Origin of the sequence: Paenibacillus sp. RC67 (assembly GCF_030020805.1) — a bacterium.
Lineage (GTDB): Bacteria > Bacillota > Bacilli > Paenibacillales > NBRC-103111 > Paenibacillus_S.
This window is the reverse complement of sequence record NZ_CP125098.1, coordinates 4,541,173-4,557,076: the sequence shown is the minus strand read 5'-3', so window position 1 is coordinate 4,557,076 and position 15,904 is coordinate 4,541,173. Positions and strand designations below refer to the sequence as shown.

The window sequence follows — 15,904 nt, the reverse complement described above, 5'->3', positions numbered from 1 at the left end:
ATCAAGAAAAAATGCGTTTACTGTTACCAAATTGTTCGAAAATAACTTGACGAATAAGGAACTACTTGAGCAAGAATGTGATATTCTGGTTCCAGCGGCTATTGAAAATTCAAATAACTTCAGCCAATGCGGATCGTATTCAAGCTGCAATTGTTGTTGAAGCGGCAAATGGCCCGACAACCCTGGAAGCTACCAGAATATTATCGGATCGAGGCATACTGCTCGTACCTGATGTTTTGGCAAGCGCCGGAGGCGTTGTCGTATCCTATTTTGAATGGGTGCAAAACAATCAAGGATATTACTGGACAGAAGCGGAAGTGCATGCCAGACTGCAAGAAGTAATGGAAAAAGGATTTGAAAATGTCTATAATATTCATATTGCAAGAAATGTCGATATGCGTCTGGCCGCGTATATGGTCGGTGTTCGTAAAATGGCTGAAGCCGCCAAGTTTAGAGGGTGGGTCTGATCATATAGGAATGGAGGGGGACACATGAGCGTCTTCTCGATCTTAGCGGCGGCGATAGCGCCCGGTGTCGCTCTATTAGCGTATTTTTATTTGAAGGATCGTTACGATACGGAGCCTATTCATTTGGTTCTGAAAGTATTCTTGTTCGGCGTTCTGCTCGTTTTTCCTGTTATGGTATTGCAGCGTGCGTTTGTTCATGCTCTTGGAGAAAATCCATTCATATTCAGCTTTGTTATTTCCGCAGGAATCGAAGAGTTTCTAAAATGGTTTCTCGTTTATTTTATTATTTATAAACATACATCATTTGACGAACCTTACGATGGCATTGTTTATGCGGTAGCAGCATCACTCGGGTTTGCGACCTTGGAAAACGTCTTTTATGCTCTGCTGAACTCGTCATCCATATCCAGCCTACTTTTCAGAGCGCTGCTCCCCGTATCGGGGCACGCGATGTTCGGCGTCATCATGGGCTATCATTTGGGAAAAGCCAAATTCATCTCGCATCAATCTACAAGACATTTGGTATTCTCACTTTTATTTCCGATTTTTTGGCATGGCGTATTCGATTATGTACTGGCTACAACCAAAACGTATTGGATCTGGTTTATGATACCGTTGATGGTTTTTTTGTGGATACGGAGCTTGCGTAAAGTAGCAAATGCTAATGCCACATCACCCCTTCGCGTTGTTCAGAGGGAAGAGCGGGTTAAAATTTAACCGGTTTGTCAATACTTGACAATATTCAACTATACAAACCGGAGGGAATGCATGTCTTTAAACGATCGCGTGAAAGTGACCATTCGCTGCAATAACTGCGGTGAGAGATTTATTTTAAGAGGCAGGAAAGAGAAGGGCAAGATCGATACAGGGTTTAAACAGTGTATCTGTAATAATGCGAATGACTTTGAGATTGAGACTCATGATTTTTAACGCAAAAGAAGCCAACGATGGACCGCATTACGCGCGCCTTCAAAAGCTTCTTTTTTTGTGCATAAGACTTCTTCCTAGAGCGAAAACTAAAGCCAAGTTTGGCTGAAGAAGGGAGATTTCACAACCATGTACAGTAGATTAAGTATTGTTATGTTTCCGATTTTATTGGTCGCTTTGATCGGAGCCGGTGTGTGGGGCTATTTGGAGCATCAAGAAAAAAACTCGATACTCATTAAAGCAGAGAATCAATACCAAAGGGCTTTTCATGACTTGTCCTTTCACGTAGATAAGCTGCATAACGAGCTGGGCAATACTTTAGCCGTTAATACAGCTTCCCAGGACAGCTACAAAAAAGGTTTGATCAATGTTTGGCGCATAACGAGTCAAGCTCAGAGCGAGATCAATCAGCTTCCATTATCCTTGCTGCCATTTAATAAGACAGAAGAGTTTCTGGCCAATATGTCTAACTTCTCGTACAGAGCAGCCTTAAGAGACCTTAACAAGCAACCATTAAGTCAGGAAGAGATGGGAACCCTGAACGCCCTGTACCAGCATGCCTCTGAAATATCTACAAGTCTTCGGGATATGCAGTCTCAAGTGCTGGCAAGCAATTTGCGCTGGATGGACGTTGAGACCGCGTTGGCGACAGAAAAAGAACCGATGGACAATGCGATCATTGACGGGTTTCAGACCGTGGACAAAAAAGTATCGGAATACTCTGATGTGAAGTGGAGTCCATCGGTGATGAACATTTACCAAAAACGAGACATGAATATGCTCTCCGGTAATGATGTGACTGCTGAAGAGATTAAAACAAAAGCTGCCCAATTCTTAAATATGCCTGACGCTTCCGCGCTGCAGGTCGTTGAGAACGGGCCGGGAACAGAGTACCATTCCTTCAGCGTTACAGCTCCTCGTAATCAATCGTCTGATGGAGTGCACCTCGATTATAGCACCAAGGGAGGACAGCTGCTATGGTTCACGGCACCTCGCAGTGTTACTGAGAAAAAAATCGAGGCTCGCCACGCGCGCGATACGGCTGCCGAATTTTTGGACACTCATGACTACAAGAATATGACAGCTGTATCTTATGACGAATACAATAATAATGCCAATATTACGTTTGCTAGCCGCAAAAATGATGTCATCAATTACTTGGACAAAGTTTCGGTAAAAGTAGCGCTGGATAACGGTGAAATCTTGGGTCTGCAGGCGAGTGATTATGTATTTGACCACAAGGATCGCGAGTTCAAAGCACCTAAGCTTACTGCGGAAGAAGCACGCAAAGCTTTGAACTCGAATTTGAAAGTGGATAACGAATCGATGGCCTTGATACGCAACGATGCACAAGATGAGGTTATGTGTTATGAATATACAGGGCGTATTAACGGAAGCGTCTACCGGATCTACATAAATGGGGAAACCGGGACTGAGGAGAAAATTGATCGCCTTGGAAAAGATGAGCAGCAAGTAACACAATCTTAACATCTAAAAGAAGAGGCTGTCAGCAGCTTCTTCTTTTTTTATATATTTTATAAGTTTCGGGGCTTCCCGCAAAGTACCTGAATCCACTTCGATACTAGAGGCACCACTTTGTAGGGTTATTTTATGCTTCCCATATGTTGCCTTCATGTTATAATAAATAGGGAAATGTAGTGCTTTGGTACTGCTTTTTTGCTAACTTCTAGGGGAGGTGTGCTTCTTTGCTGCCGAAAGTGAATGAGATTTTACATATACAAATCAATTCGATTGACGAAGACGAGGCAAAACAAGAGTTCAAATCCAGAATTGCCGACATTACGGATCGCCAGATCAGCATGGAAGTGCCGATGAATGAGCGGACAGGCCGCTTGAAAAGACTTTATATCGGGGACGAGCTGTCAGCCTTTTTTATCACCGATGGCGGTGTGAAAAACTATTTCACTACGACCGTGCTTGGCTTCTCGGATGATGTCATCCGAACCGTACATATAAAAAAGCCCGACCCAGAATCCATAACGAAGGTTCAGCGCCGTAACTTCTTGCGGGTACCGGCAGAACTGGAGATTGCCGTTGCTTACTCCGAGCAGCTAAAATTCGTTGCTGTTACCGATGATGTCGGTGGCGGGGGGATATCGTTTCTATGCGATGGTTACATTCCGCTTACCACTCAGCAAACCGTTAACTGCTGGCTGTTACTGCAATTCAAGAGCAACCAGGTTGAGCATGTTCCTTTCAAGGGAGAACTAGTTCGTATCAAGCCATTGGAAACCGGCAAACAGCAAGTTATGCTGAGGTACGCCGAGATAACAGACCAAAACAGGCAAAAAATTATTCGTTATTGCTTCGAACGTCAACTGGATTTCCGCAAAAGGTAGAGCATGAAATGAGAAATAATGGGTAGACTACCACGAAATGAGCAATTGATGGAGTGGTGGTGCAAATGAGCGGCAGACCAAGGGAGAAGAATGATTCGGAATATGATGATTTATTTGTTAGATTCTCTGGATTTGTTGAAAAGTGGCTGAAGAGAGCGTTATATGTCCTTCTTTCCTTTCTTATAGTTTTTCAATTACTGCTGCAAATACCAGCACTTCGTTATTATCTGGTAAAAGTAGAGCAAATGGAAGGCATCCCTTACAATCATTCCAAGTAGAGCCAGCGTCGTTAAAAGGCGAATGGTCTCGAAGAGTTTTGCAATCCTTCTTGCACCTATGGTATAATTTTCTTCGATCACAGGCAGGGCCTGTTTTATTATTTGTTGCATCATTGTTCATTTTTATTGCTGGGAGGCCCGCGTTTTGGAAAAAATCAACATTGCTATAGATGGCCCGGCGGGAGCAGGGAAAAGCACGATTGCCCGGCTAGTCGCCAATGAACTTGGTTTCGTTTATGTAGATACCGGGGCTATGTATAGAGCCGTCACATGGAGCATTTTGCAAGCAAATCTTCGACCCGAGCAGGAAGCGGAAGTGATTTCCGTTGCGCAACGGCTTCATATTCGTCTCATTCCTGGAGAAGAGGGGCAGCAAGTGTTTGTGGACGGGCAGGATGTTACTGCTGAGATTCGTTCAGCTGCCGTTACCGGCAATGTATCCCGTACATCGCAAATTGCAGAAGTGCGGCGCATATTGACGGAGATGCAGAAGCAGCTTGCGGAGGATAAAGGCGTTGTGATGGACGGTAGAGATATCGGAAGTCATGTGCTGCCCGACGCGGAATTAAAAGTATTTTTGACAGCCAGCGTAAGGATTCGAGCCGAAAGGCGCCACAAGGAGATTCAGGACAGCCGTCCGGAAGTCACTTTGGAGCAGCTGGAACAAGAGATCGCTTCCCGCGATAGGATGGACGAGCAGAGGGAGACTTCTCCTTTAGTTCAAGCAGCGGATGCCATATTGCTGGATACGACAGAAATGACGATTTCTGAAGTGGTTGAACGTATTTTGGAACTTTGCAGATCCAAAGTCGGCGGGGGGAAGTAACATGCTTTACTCAACGCTTCGCGCCATATTTCATTTTTTGTTCCGGACATTATATCGTCTGAAAGTTGTAGGAATTCATCATATTCCAAGTGGAGTTCCTGTTATATTGTGCGCGAACCATACCAGTAATTTTGATCCTCCATTATTGGGAAGTCCATTGGTCACCAGGCGTGTACACTATATGGCCAAGGCAGAGCTGTTCGATGTACCGGTGCTTGGATGGGTTCTTCCGAGAATCTGTGCGTTTCCCGTTAAGCGCGGAGGCGTTAGCAAGGAATCGATTCGACTCTCGCTTCAACTGCTCAAGGAAAATAACATTATTGGGATTTTTCCTGAAGGCTCCCGACACAATGCGGGAGGCATGGGCAAAAAAGGGGCTGCAAGCTTGGCTTTGAAGTCGGGTGCGACGGTGATTCCGGCAGCTATCGTGGGGAATTATAAATTATTTAAAAGAATGATGCTAGTATACGGCCCACCGGTCGATATTAGTGAATTCGCCGATGCAGGCTCGGAAGGGTTAGAGCAAGCAACGGAAAAGATTATGGGTGTCATTCGATCGTTAGTGAAAGAATACGAATCGAAATGATAAAATGTGGAATACTTAGAAAAACAATTAACCGCGTATACTTATTGCGCCGGTAAATTATATTAGATAGCAGCAATTGTAACTACATTTCATTGAGTTAGGTTGCTAATCAAGGAGGGTATTGGACCATGTCAGAAGAGACAAAAGTGGAAAACGTACAAGAAGAGCAAGCTCAACAAGAAGTATCCCAAGAGGAATCCATGGGTAATGTATCTGTACTGAAAAAGGGAGATACCGTAAAAGGCAGTATCATTAAAGTGGACGACGATCAGGCTATCGTTGACGTAGGCTATAAATACGACGGCGTTATCCCGGTTCGTGAGCTTTCTTCCGTTACTTTGGGCAGCGCAGGAGAAGGCGTTCAAGTAGGTCAAGAAGTGGAATTGAAAGTATTGACCATTGACGATAACAAAGAGAAGCTTGTGCTTTCCAAACGAGTAGTGGACAGCGAAAAAGCATGGGAACAGCTTCAATCCGATATGGAAAGCAAAACGATTCTTGAAGCGAAGGTTGCCGAAGTTGTTAAAGGCGGCTTGGTAGTTGATGTAGGCTTAAGAGGTTTCGTGCCTGCTTCGATGGTAGAGCGCACATTCGTTGAAGATTTCAGCGACTACAAAGGACGCACTTTAAGATTGCGCGTTAAGGAAATGGATCGCGAGAAAAACAAAGTAATCCTCTCTCAAAAAGATGTATTGGATGAAGAGTTCGAAGCTAAGAAAAAAGATATGATCTCCCAGCTTACAGTGGGTCAACAACTGACAGGTACAGTTCAACGTTTGACTCAATTCGGTGCTTTTGTTGATATCGGCGGTATTGATGGTTTGGTTCATATCTCTGAAATGGCTTGGCACCATGTAGAAACTCCGTCCGAGGTTGTTAAAGAAGGCGATCAAGTGCAAGTACAGATCTTGAAGCTTGATCCAGCTAACGAGCGTATCAGCCTTAGCATTAAAGCGACCCAACCAGGCCCTTGGCAAAAAGTAGCTGAACAATTCCAAGTCGGCGATATCGTAACGGGTACAGTGAAGCGTCTTGCTAATTTCGGTGCTTTCGTAGAAGTAGCTCCTGGAGTTGAAGGTTTGGTTCATATTTCCCAAATCGCACATCGCCATATTGCAACTCCTTTCGAAGTATTGAAAGAAGGTCAAGAAGTTAAGGCTAAAGTTCTGGACCTGAACGTGGATGAGAAGCGTATCAGCTTGAGCATCAAAGAAACGGAAGAAGCTCCGGAAGCTCCAGCTCCTAAAGCAGACAGACCTGCAAGAAATCAAAAGGAAACTGTGATTGCGGAAGAATATCAAAACCAAGGTCTTAATTTGACATTGGGCGAGCGTTTCGGTGACAAATTAAGCAAATTCAAATAAGTTTGAATTGAATAGTAGACCCCATTAGAGTGAATGAGCTCCGTGCTTGTTCACTCTAACGGGTTATAAGGGGGAAAGCAAGGTGCGGATACCAAGGAAGATGGAGCATGTTCATCATGCTCTTCAGCTTGGGCAAAGCGGTAATCAAGGATTCGCGGATATTAAGCTAATCCACAATTGTTTACCGGAAACTTCCACTTCGCTTATCTCATTGCAAACTCTAATCGGCGAACTCAATTTGAGCTCGCCGATTATTATTAATGCGATGACTGGCGGAGCTCATGAGACAGAAGAGATTAACAGAGAATTAGCGGTTGCTGCAAGAGAGACTGGACTTGCAATGGCCGTAGGCTCGCAAATGTCAGCGCTTAAAAATCCGGAGGTAGCCGCGAGCTACCGAATTGTCAGAGAAATCAATCCTAAAGGAATTGTATTTGGGAATTTAGGCAGTGAAGCAACTCTAGAGCAAGCCTTGAGAGCTGTGGACATGCTTCAAGCTGATGCTTTGCAAATTCATTTGAACGTGATGCAGGAGCTTATCATGCCAGAGGGAGACCGGGATTTTCAAGGGATGCTTAAACGTATCTCCACTATTGTTGATAATGTAGGAGTACCGGTTATCGTTAAAGAAGTGGGCTTCGGTATGGCAAGAGAAAGTATGAATGCTTTGTGTGAGATAGGTGTAAAAATCATCGATGTAGGAGGCTATGGCGGGACCAATTTCGCAGCTATCGAGAATATGCGTCGTACGCTGCCTATCGAATGGTTGAACGAATGGGGTTGCTCGACGGCAACCGCTTTAGTAGAAGCTGTGAATACGACTGCTAAGCGACATCATGTATCTCTGATCGGCTCAGGGGGCATCAGAAGCAGCTTGGAAGCTTGTAAAGCACTAATTCTGGGGGCTTCAGCGGTAGGCATTGCAGGAGCGTTTCTAAAGACGCTGCGCAGTGAGGGGACATCCGCCTTAGTGACGCAAATCAACGAGATGCTGAATGAGCTGAAGCTCGTGATGACGGCGCTTGGTGCGCCTACCATTGCGGACTTACACCGCGTGCCAGTGGTCATCTCAGGTGAGACGGCTCATTGGTGCTATGCGAGAGGTATTGATATCCATAGCTTCGCGAATCGAACAGGTTTTATAAAAATTACATAACCAAGCCATACTAAGTACGGGAAAGGAAAGCTGCTTTGTTAGAGGATTCACAATGAGACAGACTAACGAGGCCAGCTTTACTATGCTACGTTCTAAGGTGGGTGCGATGAATCCAGGATACTTATCTTTATTGCTTATGGTCGTTACGCTGATCCTGTTCGCCAGTGGCTGGAAAGACATTATTATGAGAGGTATAACTTCAAAGGTCATACTTCTTTTTTTATTTCGTGGCTTATCAGCATGAATCTTTCCTTACCTTTAGCAGGAGGGCGTGTGAATCTGTGCTTCGGCATGCTCCTATTGGTTATTCTCTATGTACTATGGCGTGTTCACGGCATCGTTTACAGAATGCATCTTCTCTCTGTAGGTGCTTTAATAGGCTCGATCAGTTTTTTTATGCTGGAGACAATTCATCTGGTGCCCAAGCTAATTCTTGGCAGCTCCGAAATATCCATGGCTCTAACACTTAGTGTTCTTGCAAGCCTTCTTACCCGTCATCCAGCGGCGCAAATAGCCTCCTTGTCCATAGGACTCATGCTAGCCGAAATGTATCATGGTTATCTTCACCGTAATTATTTGGGGGTTCAACTTGGCTTCCAAACCTTTCAGGATCGTTGGTGGCTGACTCTTTTTATGACGAGGATGATTTCTATTCTGTTATTACTATCGATCCAGGCATGTAAAAAAAGTGTTATTTGGGTTTCCGATGGTATAAGGCGCAGATACAGCGGCGATAGTGAGTAGAGAGGAGTGAAATAAGGATGCTGCAATGGATAGCTGAACAAAAGTACACTGTAGGCATTATCATGGGGGTATTATTCGGGTTAGGCGCGAGAATAAGCATGCTGCAGACGGATTATCGGCAATATCCTACGTATCCACACGGTAAAATTATCCATATCGCGCTTGGGGTCATCGCTGCCGGTTTAGGCTCTGTGGCCGTACCCTCCTTACTGGACAAAAACTATACGGCAATCACTTTTCTGACTGTTGCTGCTCAGCAATTTCGAGACGTAAGAAACATGGAGCGGCAAACGTTATCCAAAATTGATAGTATGGAACTTGTACCACGTGGAGCTACTTATATCGAGGGCATTGCCATGGTATTTGAGGGACGCAACTATATGGTTATTTTTACTTCTTTTGTTGCTGCTTTGTTCAGTATTATATTTGCATGGTACTGGGGGATAGTCGCAGGGATTCTTGCTATTCTTGTGACGAATCATTTTAAGAGCGGGAAAAGCATCTCCCATATAGCGGATGTACAGAAGGCAGAAGTACGAATGGATGGTCCCAACCTTTTCGTAAATGATATTTACATGATGAACATAGGGCTGGATGATACACGGAAGAAAATTTGTGAAAAAGGGATCGGGCTGATTCTGGTTCCCAAAAATCAGAACTGCCGTGTGACTTTGGCTAATTTAGGTCAGAGGCAAGCACTGCTTCACGATATTTCTACGATTATGGGCGTTTATCGGGATGATGGGGAGCCTTCACTGCTTCCACTAGCAAAACTCGATATGGGTGATGGCCGATTAGGCATCTTCCTGCTTCCTCAAATTCATAATGCTGAACAAGCAAGAAAGGTCATTATGCAATCCCCGGTGCTTGAAAGCGCGGTACGGATGCCGTCCGAGGCGGATTTAACTCCAAGTGGAAAGGAAGGCGCTTAAATGGCTAGAATCGTGGCAGTAGTGACTTCTGATAAGGAACAAGTGGCAGGAGGAGCACCGATATTTATTACGAAGGATGCGGATGAGCAGCAAAAGGTTGCGTTCAAATTGGAAAAAATATTAGATGCTATGGCACATGATTTGGAGAATGGAACGATGATTCTTGTCGACCATAAGAGTGCTTCCGTATAATGGAAACAGACGGAATTCATTGCTTTGTAGGAAGGCAAATGCTATGATGTAGATTGTGAAATTTTTCATGTTGCGTACGCGTGCAGCCAGGAAAGGAATGAAGTTGAGTGGCAAGACCCATTGTGGCCATCGTTGGCCGTCCCAATGTCGGGAAATCTACTATTTTTAACCGCATTATAGGGGACAGACTTGCAATTGTAGAAGATATGCCGGGAGTTACCCGGGATCGATTATATGGAGTCGGAGAATGGCTGGACCAACAGTTCAGTGTAATAGATACCGGCGGTATTGAAATCGACGGGGAAAATGAAATATTGAAATCGGTTCGTGTGCAAGCGGAACTGGCAATTGAAGAAGCTGATGTCATCGTTTTTATGGTGGATGCTAAAGCAGGGATCACCCCTAACGATTCGGAAGTTGCCGAAATGCTGTTTCGTGCAAAGAAGCCTGTTGTTCTAGCTGTAAATAAGGTAGACAACATTAAGCGCCAGGATGATATTTATGAGTTTTATAGTCTCGGATTTGGTACGCCATTCGGCATTTCAGGCTCACATGGTACTGGGATTGGTGATTTGCTTGATGAAGTTATTCATCATTTCCCGGAAATGGTTGAGGAAGAGTACGGTGAGGAAGTCATTCGCGTCGCGTTGATCGGTCGTCCGAATGTCGGTAAATCCTCTTTGACGAATGCTATTCTGGGTGAGGACCGGGTTATTGTAAGTGATGTGGCCGGTACTACACGTGACTCAATCGATACCCCTTTTGAGAGAGAGGGGCAAAAATATGTAATTATCGATACGGCCGGAATGAGGAAACGCGGTAAAGTTTATGAGAACACGGAAAAATATAGTGTAATGCGTGCAATGAAAGCGATTGAACGTGCAGATGTGGTGCTGGTTCTTATCAACGGTGAAGAGGGAATCATTGAACAGGATAAGCATGTTGCAGGCTATGCTCATGAAGCTGGTAAAGCAGCAATCTTTGTCGTAAACAAATGGGATGTTGTTGAAAAGGACGACAAAACCATGCAACAATTTTCCCAAAAGATTCGCGACCACTTCTTGTTCATGACCTATGCTCCGATTATTTTCTTGTCGGCAAAAACGAAACAGCGTCTCCATAAGCTGCTGCCTGTTGTCATTCAAGTGGCTGAGCAGCACGCGATGCGTATAGCAACTCATGTTCTCAATGATGTTATTTCGGACGCTGTTGCTATTAACCCTCCACCAACAGATAAAGGAAGAAGACTTCGTATCAATTATGCAACGCAAGTAACGGTTAAACCGCCTACTATCGTCTTGTTTGTTAATGATCCGGAACTGATGCACTTCTCCTACGAGCGCTATTTGGAAAACAAAATCCGTGCCGCTTTCGGATTTGAAGGAACTCCACTCAGGTTGTTTACTCGTAAAAAATCGGACGATGAATAGGGAGAGATAAGCAGTGTTATCTGTCATTTCCATTATTATTGCTTATTTGCTAGGTTCTATTAGTTTCAGTTACTTGGCGGGGAAGATGCTTAAAGGAATTGATATTCGCAATCATGGAAGCGGAAATGCAGGAGCGACGAACACGCTTCGCGTACTAGGCGTAGGCCCAGCCGTTACGGTACTCATTCTCGATGCGTTAAAAGGCGTGGCCGCCGTTCTTGTGGGACGATGGCTAGGTCAGGGAGACGTACTTGTTGAAGTGCTGTGCGGCCTAGCTGCCATATCGGGACACAACTGGCCGATCTACTTTGGTTTTCGAGGCGGTAAAGGGATAGCGACTACCATCGGCGTGATGATTACTCTAGCGCCTATGGCTGTAGTCTATGCGGGAATCGTTTGTATATTGGCTATAGCTCTGACACGATACGTTTCACTCGGTTCTCTGTTGTTTACAGCCCTCTTACCTTTATTTATTTGGTTTATGCGGGGACCGATTGAAATTTTCTGGTTAAGCTTGTTCGTATTTGTATTCGCCTGGGTGCGTCATCGCTCCAATATCGTGAAACTAATTAAAGGACAAGAAAATAAGCTCGGCTCCAAAAAATAATCCGGAGGTGTGGGCACATGCCCAAAAAAGTATCCGTGTTGGTTGCAGGAAGCTGGGGTACGGCTATTGCTTCTGTTTTGGCGGAAAACGAAATGGATGTCATGCTGTGGACTCGTAACGAACAGCAGGCGGCAGAAATTAATACGGAGCACCGCAATCGACGTTTTTTGGATGATGCAGCTTTGTCACCACGTATTCGTGCAACGTCTTCTATGGAACAAGCGCTGACCGGCTCCGATGCCGTTATCGTTGTTGCTCCTTCGGCGGCTATGCGTGATGTGGCGTCGCAGATGCGTCCGTTTTTAAATAAAGAAACCGTTCTTGTGCATGCCACTAAAGGCTTTGAAGCTTCTACGCTAAAAAGGATGTCGACTGTGCTTGCTGATGAGCTGCCTCATTATGATGCATCGAAAATCGTCGTGCTTTCCGGTCCAAGTCACGCGGAAGAAGTGATCAAGCAGAGCCCGACTACTGTTGTGGTAGCTTCGGAGGATGCAGCGGCTGCAGATGCCGCACAAGATTTGTTAATTAACAACAGCTTTCGCGTTTATACGAATCCCGATGTGGTAGGCGTAGAGGTTGCTGGCGCTCTGAAGAACATCATCGCTTTGGGAGCGGGACTTACAGACGGCTTGGGGTATGGCGATAATGCCAAGGCTGCACTGCTTACCCGAGGACTTGCTGAGATATCCCGCCTTGGAACGGCGATGGGGGGCAACCCATTAACCTTTGCCGGATTGGCTGGCGTTGGAGATTTGGTCGTAACCTGCACCAGCAAGCACAGCCGCAACTGGCGTGCCGGCTATTTGCTCGCGCAAGGTCTTCCGCTGGAAGATGTTCTTCGTCAAATGGGCATGGTAGTTGAGGGGGTCAAAACGACCCAAGCGGCTTATAAGCTTTCTCGTGAGTTTGATGTTACAATGCCTATTGCCGATGAGCTGTATGCCGTTCTTTTCGAAGGGAAGACTCCGGAAGCTGCTGTAGAGGATTTAATGGGCAGAGGAAGGACACACGAGCTGGAGGAAGTAGCCAAGCCTGTGCAAACAAAATGGTTCGGCTAGATTCCCGCCTACACGGTTAATGTCACTCGTTCATACAATACCTTAGATCATGCTCCGATCCTTATGGAGTTATGAGGTTAAGGAGGGACAGGACAGTGGCCGATAAAAACACACCTAAAGATGTGTTAAACGCTGTAAAAAAGAAAACCGGCAAAAACGTTAGCGAAAAAGACATATATAAGCTGGCCAGCGGCGTAAAACCATCTACGATGCAAAGCGAAGCTCAATTGAGACAATTGATCAAGCAAGTATCGGGACTTGTGAATGTACCGGTTTCCGAATCTACGATTAACGAAATCATTCAATCGGTACAAGGAAGCAAGAACGGCAATACGTTGGAGCAGTTAATGAAATTAATATCGAAAAAATAACAGTTTCGTGGCATGAGCGGCCCTCCGGCGCGCTTGTGCTTTTTTTATGTTATAATAGCAAAGAATATTTTGGGATACATAATGTTTACCATATTTCAGATACGTTAGGGGTCGTTATATCGTATGTCATCCATGGATAAAATGTGGGCGTCATTCATTGCCATAGGGCTAATGGTACTCGCATCATTATTGATTTCATTTGCAAGAACGAGAACCAAGGGCATCGTGCGTGGTGTTCTTTCTGTCGTAGCCTTTTTGTTGTTCATTCCCATTTTGTTATACGTACTTGTATCCATGCTTTAACATAGATTACATAATAGGGGGTCCAACACGATGATTTCATTATTGGGAAGAAAAGTACAAAAACAGGTCGAATATGACAGCGGCCTTACTATATTGGATTTGGCAATGAAGCACGAAGTAGATTGGTCCTTTTCCTGCACACGAGGCACCTGCGCCAGATGCCGATGCTTGGTTAAAGAAGGAAGAGAGTATATGAACGAGCCTAATGATGCCGAGTTGGACAGACTGGAGCCAGAAGAAATCGAAGCTGGGTACCGATTAGGGTGCCAAGCTATGGTGAAACAGGACGGACCTGTTACAATCGTTTATAAGCCCTACTTTTAAAGGAACAAACAACTTGAGAAAAGGGGATTATAAGTGGAGTATATAGACAAACTGGGGGATGCGCTCAGGACACTACAGATAAAGCTTCATGACATAGAGCAGCCTTGGTTAGTTGGAGGAAGCTGCGGTCTTCTTATGCAAGGAGTACCGATAGCTGAAGCGCCTAAGGATCTGGACTTGTATGCTGACCCCGCAGGTGCAAAGGAGATCCATGGTATCTTAGCCGAATATGCAATCGATGAGCAAGTAGAAGACCGTTCTCCCATCTATTATTCTTTGTTAAGTCATTACAGTATTAACGGAATTAAGGTTGAATTGGTCGGTGGGTTCCAAGTTACGATGCGGGATAGCATATATAAGGTGAATGCTGCTTTACTTTATGACCGATACGCAATGAAGTATTCGTTAAACGCCGGGGAAGGTTATGCTCCTATCAAGCTGATGCCGCTAGAGCATGAGCTTATTTTCAACTTGCTTCGGGAACGGCCAGATCGCTATGAAGCGATAGCCAAGGTGATGTTAAACCGTAATGGAGGAACTACACATGCTCTCAAAGAGCTTATCCTACAAAATAGCATAGATGAAGCTTTAACCGATCAAATCCATCGGCTGCTGCAACGTTAAGTTAATAATAGAGTAGAGTAAAGTAAAGGAGTACAACAGGATGACAGCTCGTGTGACGTTTTTACCTGATGACAGATCTGTCGACGTGCGAGCGGGAACGACCTTACTGGATGCTTCCAGGAGAGCGAGAGTCCAAGTCCGTACTCGCTGCGGTGGAAAAGCCGCCTGTTTAATGTGTAAGGTGATTGTTGAGGATAGCTCAGGTCTGGGTCCGCCAAATCAGAACGAGCGATTGAAGCTAGGTGGTCTTCAGGAGCAAGGCTACCGGCTGGCTTGTCAAGCTAAGGTTACAGGCGATGTTACCGTTACACTCCCAGAGGACCCGTTAAAAGCAGCCATAAGGAAGCAGATGGAACGCCAGCAGGAGGAAGATTAAATGCGTTTTTTGAATTTACGAAAATCCAGTATCATGCTTTGTATAGTCATTTTATGTGTAATCCTGTCAGGATGTATGTACCCTAAGGATATGCGCAAGGAGAATCAAATAGCCTCCGGTGAGTTCGTGGTTGTCGTACAGAACGCCATCGATCAGTTTCATACCAAGACGGGTGTGCTGCCCATTAAAAACAGTGACCAGATGACACCCTTGTATGAGAAATATCCAATTGATTTTAAGAAGCTGAAGGAAAGAGGCTTAATAAGCAACATACCGGCTAACGCTTTTGAAAATGGCGGCTCAGCGATCTATGTTCTAGTGGATGTAGAGACTAAGCCTACAGTTAAAATGATGGATTTAAGCTCGTTTCAGCAAACGGTAGAAGTTCAGAAACTGGTGGATGAGTATAAGTCCAAAAATAACGGACAGCTTCCGAAAGGGGAAGAGATTGCGCCTTCCTTCTATCGAGTGGATTTTGCCAAAATGAACAAAAAATTAGAGCAGGCGAGCAGCATGTATACCCGACAAGTAATGCTGCCGTTTATGTTGGACGACGCTGGAAGAGTGACTATTGATTATTCAGAAGAGCTGATGCGTCTAATCGACAAAAAATCACTGCAAAGGAGCCTTAATGGTAACCAAGATTTGAGAGAACTGCTCGTTAAGGAGTCCTACTACGTCCCTGCGCGGACTGGCCCATACCATTGGATGAATAACAGACCGATTCCGGTGCTTGAATAGATCTTGCAAGCCTCTATTAACCTCTTCGAGGGAGATAGAGTTTTTTTTATTTTCCAAAGAATAACCTGAACCTTGGGTTCATATATTCTCATAGAGATTAAGCTGCGGTACGAATGCCGTTGGTTAACAAGGAGTGATCAAAATAAAATATGATCTTGATTCATCATATTTTGTTAGCTAGTACATATAATTTTAATAGTCCAAGATGCATGTGTACGAGTTTCGTCTTAAACAA

The 15,904-nt window shown here is 44.8% G+C and carries 21 protein-coding genes and 1 pseudogene; all 22 read left to right on the top strand.

Going from position 1 to position 15,904, the window contains the following annotated elements; all coding sequences use genetic code 11:
• Positions 1–13 precede the first annotated feature (13 nt).
• A pseudogene (locus QMA13_RS20840) lies at positions 14–467 on the top strand (Glu/Leu/Phe/Val family dehydrogenase); the annotation flags it as partial.
• A 24-nt stretch (positions 468–491) separates the two neighbouring features.
• Positions 492–1,184 (top strand): glutamic-type intramembrane protease PrsW, encoded by a 693-nt coding sequence (prsW, locus tag QMA13_RS20835; RefSeq protein WP_282935658.1) that lies wholly within the window; start codon positions 492–494, stop codon positions 1,182–1,184.
• A gap of 51 nt (positions 1,185–1,235) precedes the next feature.
• Positions 1,236–1,397 carry a hypothetical protein gene (locus QMA13_RS20830; RefSeq protein ID WP_282935657.1) on the top strand — a complete coding sequence of 54 codons (162 nt, stop codon included), beginning with the start codon at positions 1,236–1,238 and terminating at the stop codon, positions 1,395–1,397.
• A gap of 126 nt (positions 1,398–1,523) precedes the next feature.
• The gene (gene ypeB / locus QMA13_RS20825) at positions 1,524–2,882 is read left to right on the top strand and encodes a germination protein YpeB (RefSeq protein ID WP_282935656.1); all 1,359 of its coding nucleotides are present in this window, start codon (positions 1,524–1,526) and stop codon (positions 2,880–2,882) included.
• A gap of 218 nt (positions 2,883–3,100) precedes the next feature.
• Positions 3,101–3,754: a flagellar brake protein gene (locus QMA13_RS20820; protein WP_282935655.1), complete on the top strand. Its 654-nt coding sequence runs from the start codon at positions 3,101–3,103 to the stop codon at positions 3,752–3,754.
• A 65-nt stretch (positions 3,755–3,819) separates the two neighbouring features.
• The gene (locus QMA13_RS20815; RefSeq protein ID WP_282935654.1) at positions 3,820–4,032 is read left to right on the top strand and encodes a hypothetical protein; all 213 of its coding nucleotides are present in this window, start codon (positions 3,820–3,822) and stop codon (positions 4,030–4,032) included.
• Positions 4,033–4,177: 145 nt separating this feature from the next.
• On the top strand, positions 4,178–4,858 hold the full coding sequence (cmk, locus tag QMA13_RS20810; protein ID WP_282935653.1) for a (d)CMP kinase: 681 nt from the start codon (positions 4,178–4,180) through the stop codon (positions 4,856–4,858).
• A 1-nt stretch (position 4,859) separates the two neighbouring features.
• Positions 4,860–5,444 carry a lysophospholipid acyltransferase family protein gene (locus tag QMA13_RS20805; RefSeq protein ID WP_282935652.1) on the top strand — a complete coding sequence of 195 codons (585 nt, stop codon included), beginning with the start codon at positions 4,860–4,862 and terminating at the stop codon, positions 5,442–5,444.
• Positions 5,445–5,572: 128 nt separating this feature from the next.
• Positions 5,573–6,808 carry a 30S ribosomal protein S1 gene (rpsA, locus tag QMA13_RS20800; protein WP_282935651.1) on the top strand — a complete coding sequence of 412 codons (1,236 nt, stop codon included), beginning with the start codon at positions 5,573–5,575 and terminating at the stop codon, positions 6,806–6,808.
• Between the two features lie 100 nt (positions 6,809–6,908).
• On the top strand, positions 6,909–7,964 hold the full coding sequence (gene fni, locus QMA13_RS20795) for a type 2 isopentenyl-diphosphate Delta-isomerase (protein WP_282935650.1): 1,056 nt from the start codon (positions 6,909–6,911) through the stop codon (positions 7,962–7,964).
• Positions 7,965–8,204: 240 nt separating this feature from the next.
• Positions 8,205–8,708 carry a hypothetical protein gene (locus QMA13_RS20790; protein ID WP_282935649.1) on the top strand — a complete coding sequence of 168 codons (504 nt, stop codon included), beginning with the start codon at positions 8,205–8,207 and terminating at the stop codon, positions 8,706–8,708.
• A 17-nt stretch (positions 8,709–8,725) separates the two neighbouring features.
• Positions 8,726–9,640 (top strand): YIEGIA family protein, encoded by a 915-nt coding sequence (locus tag QMA13_RS20785; protein WP_282935648.1) that lies wholly within the window; start codon positions 8,726–8,728, stop codon positions 9,638–9,640.
• A complete protein-coding gene (locus QMA13_RS20780) occupies positions 9,641–9,832 on the top strand; it encodes a capping complex subunit for YIEGIA (protein WP_282935647.1) in 192 nt (63 codons plus the stop codon).
• A 107-nt stretch (positions 9,833–9,939) separates the two neighbouring features.
• On the top strand, positions 9,940–11,262 hold the full coding sequence (gene der, locus QMA13_RS20775) for a ribosome biogenesis GTPase Der (protein ID WP_282935646.1): 1,323 nt from the start codon (positions 9,940–9,942) through the stop codon (positions 11,260–11,262).
• 13 nt (positions 11,263–11,275) lie between these two features.
• Positions 11,276–11,869: a glycerol-3-phosphate 1-O-acyltransferase PlsY gene (plsY, locus tag QMA13_RS20770; protein WP_282935645.1), complete on the top strand. Its 594-nt coding sequence runs from the start codon at positions 11,276–11,278 to the stop codon at positions 11,867–11,869.
• A gap of 17 nt (positions 11,870–11,886) precedes the next feature.
• Positions 11,887–12,930 (top strand): NAD(P)H-dependent glycerol-3-phosphate dehydrogenase, encoded by a 1,044-nt coding sequence (locus tag QMA13_RS20765; protein ID WP_282935644.1) that lies wholly within the window; start codon positions 11,887–11,889, stop codon positions 12,928–12,930.
• A gap of 71 nt (positions 12,931–13,001) precedes the next feature.
• A complete protein-coding gene (locus QMA13_RS20760; RefSeq protein ID WP_282935643.1) occupies positions 13,002–13,301 on the top strand; it encodes a stage VI sporulation protein F in 300 nt (99 codons plus the stop codon).
• A gap of 123 nt (positions 13,302–13,424) precedes the next feature.
• Positions 13,425–13,604, top strand: coding sequence for a DUF2768 family protein (locus QMA13_RS20755; protein ID WP_282935642.1), 180 nt, complete (start codon positions 13,425–13,427; stop codon positions 13,602–13,604).
• Positions 13,605–13,634: 30 nt separating this feature from the next.
• On the top strand, positions 13,635–13,928 hold the full coding sequence (locus QMA13_RS20750) for a 2Fe-2S iron-sulfur cluster-binding protein (RefSeq protein ID WP_282935641.1): 294 nt from the start codon (positions 13,635–13,637) through the stop codon (positions 13,926–13,928).
• 33 nt (positions 13,929–13,961) lie between these two features.
• Positions 13,962–14,552 (top strand): nucleotidyltransferase domain-containing protein, encoded by a 591-nt coding sequence (locus tag QMA13_RS20745; RefSeq protein ID WP_282935640.1) that lies wholly within the window; start codon positions 13,962–13,964, stop codon positions 14,550–14,552.
• A 40-nt stretch (positions 14,553–14,592) separates the two neighbouring features.
• Positions 14,593–14,928 carry a 2Fe-2S iron-sulfur cluster-binding protein gene (locus QMA13_RS20740; protein WP_282935639.1) on the top strand — a complete coding sequence of 112 codons (336 nt, stop codon included), beginning with the start codon at positions 14,593–14,595 and terminating at the stop codon, positions 14,926–14,928.
• On the top strand, positions 14,929–15,669 hold the full coding sequence (locus QMA13_RS20735) for a hypothetical protein (RefSeq protein ID WP_282935638.1): 741 nt from the start codon (positions 14,929–14,931) through the stop codon (positions 15,667–15,669).
• The last annotated feature ends 235 nt before the right edge of the window (positions 15,670–15,904 follow it).

Excerpts from the sequence above, each read along its gene's own strand:
- prsW (WP_282935658.1), top strand. The coding sequence starts at position 492 with ATGAGCGTCTTCTCGATCTTAGCGGCGGCGATAGCGCCCGGTGTCGCT.
- QMA13_RS20830 (WP_282935657.1), top strand. The coding sequence starts at position 1,236 with ATGTCTTTAAACGATCGCGTGAAAGTGACCATTCGCTGCAATAACTGC.
- ypeB (WP_282935656.1), top strand. The coding sequence starts at position 1,524 with ATGTACAGTAGATTAAGTATTGTTATGTTTCCGATTTTATTGGTCGCT.
- QMA13_RS20815 (WP_282935654.1), top strand. The coding sequence starts at position 3,820 with ATGAGCGGCAGACCAAGGGAGAAGAATGATTCGGAATATGATGATTTA.
- QMA13_RS20805 (WP_282935652.1), top strand. The coding sequence starts at position 4,860 with ATGCTTTACTCAACGCTTCGCGCCATATTTCATTTTTTGTTCCGGACA.
- rpsA (WP_282935651.1), top strand. The coding sequence starts at position 5,573 with ATGTCAGAAGAGACAAAAGTGGAAAACGTACAAGAAGAGCAAGCTCAA.
- fni (WP_282935650.1), top strand. The coding sequence starts at position 6,909 with ATGGAGCATGTTCATCATGCTCTTCAGCTTGGGCAAAGCGGTAATCAA.
- QMA13_RS20790 (WP_282935649.1), top strand. The coding sequence starts at position 8,205 with ATGAATCTTTCCTTACCTTTAGCAGGAGGGCGTGTGAATCTGTGCTTC.
- QMA13_RS20785 (WP_282935648.1), top strand. The coding sequence starts at position 8,726 with ATGCTGCAATGGATAGCTGAACAAAAGTACACTGTAGGCATTATCATG.
- QMA13_RS20780 (WP_282935647.1), top strand. The coding sequence starts at position 9,641 with ATGGCTAGAATCGTGGCAGTAGTGACTTCTGATAAGGAACAAGTGGCA.
- QMA13_RS20765 (WP_282935644.1), top strand. The coding sequence starts at position 11,887 with ATGCCCAAAAAAGTATCCGTGTTGGTTGCAGGAAGCTGGGGTACGGCT.
- QMA13_RS20760 (WP_282935643.1), top strand. The coding sequence starts at position 13,002 with ATGAGGTTAAGGAGGGACAGGACAGTGGCCGATAAAAACACACCTAAA.
- QMA13_RS20755 (WP_282935642.1), top strand. The coding sequence starts at position 13,425 with ATGTCATCCATGGATAAAATGTGGGCGTCATTCATTGCCATAGGGCTA.
- QMA13_RS20750 (WP_282935641.1), top strand. The coding sequence starts at position 13,635 with ATGATTTCATTATTGGGAAGAAAAGTACAAAAACAGGTCGAATATGAC.
- QMA13_RS20740 (WP_282935639.1), top strand. The coding sequence starts at position 14,593 with ATGACAGCTCGTGTGACGTTTTTACCTGATGACAGATCTGTCGACGTG.
- QMA13_RS20735 (WP_282935638.1), top strand. The coding sequence starts at position 14,929 with ATGCGTTTTTTGAATTTACGAAAATCCAGTATCATGCTTTGTATAGTC.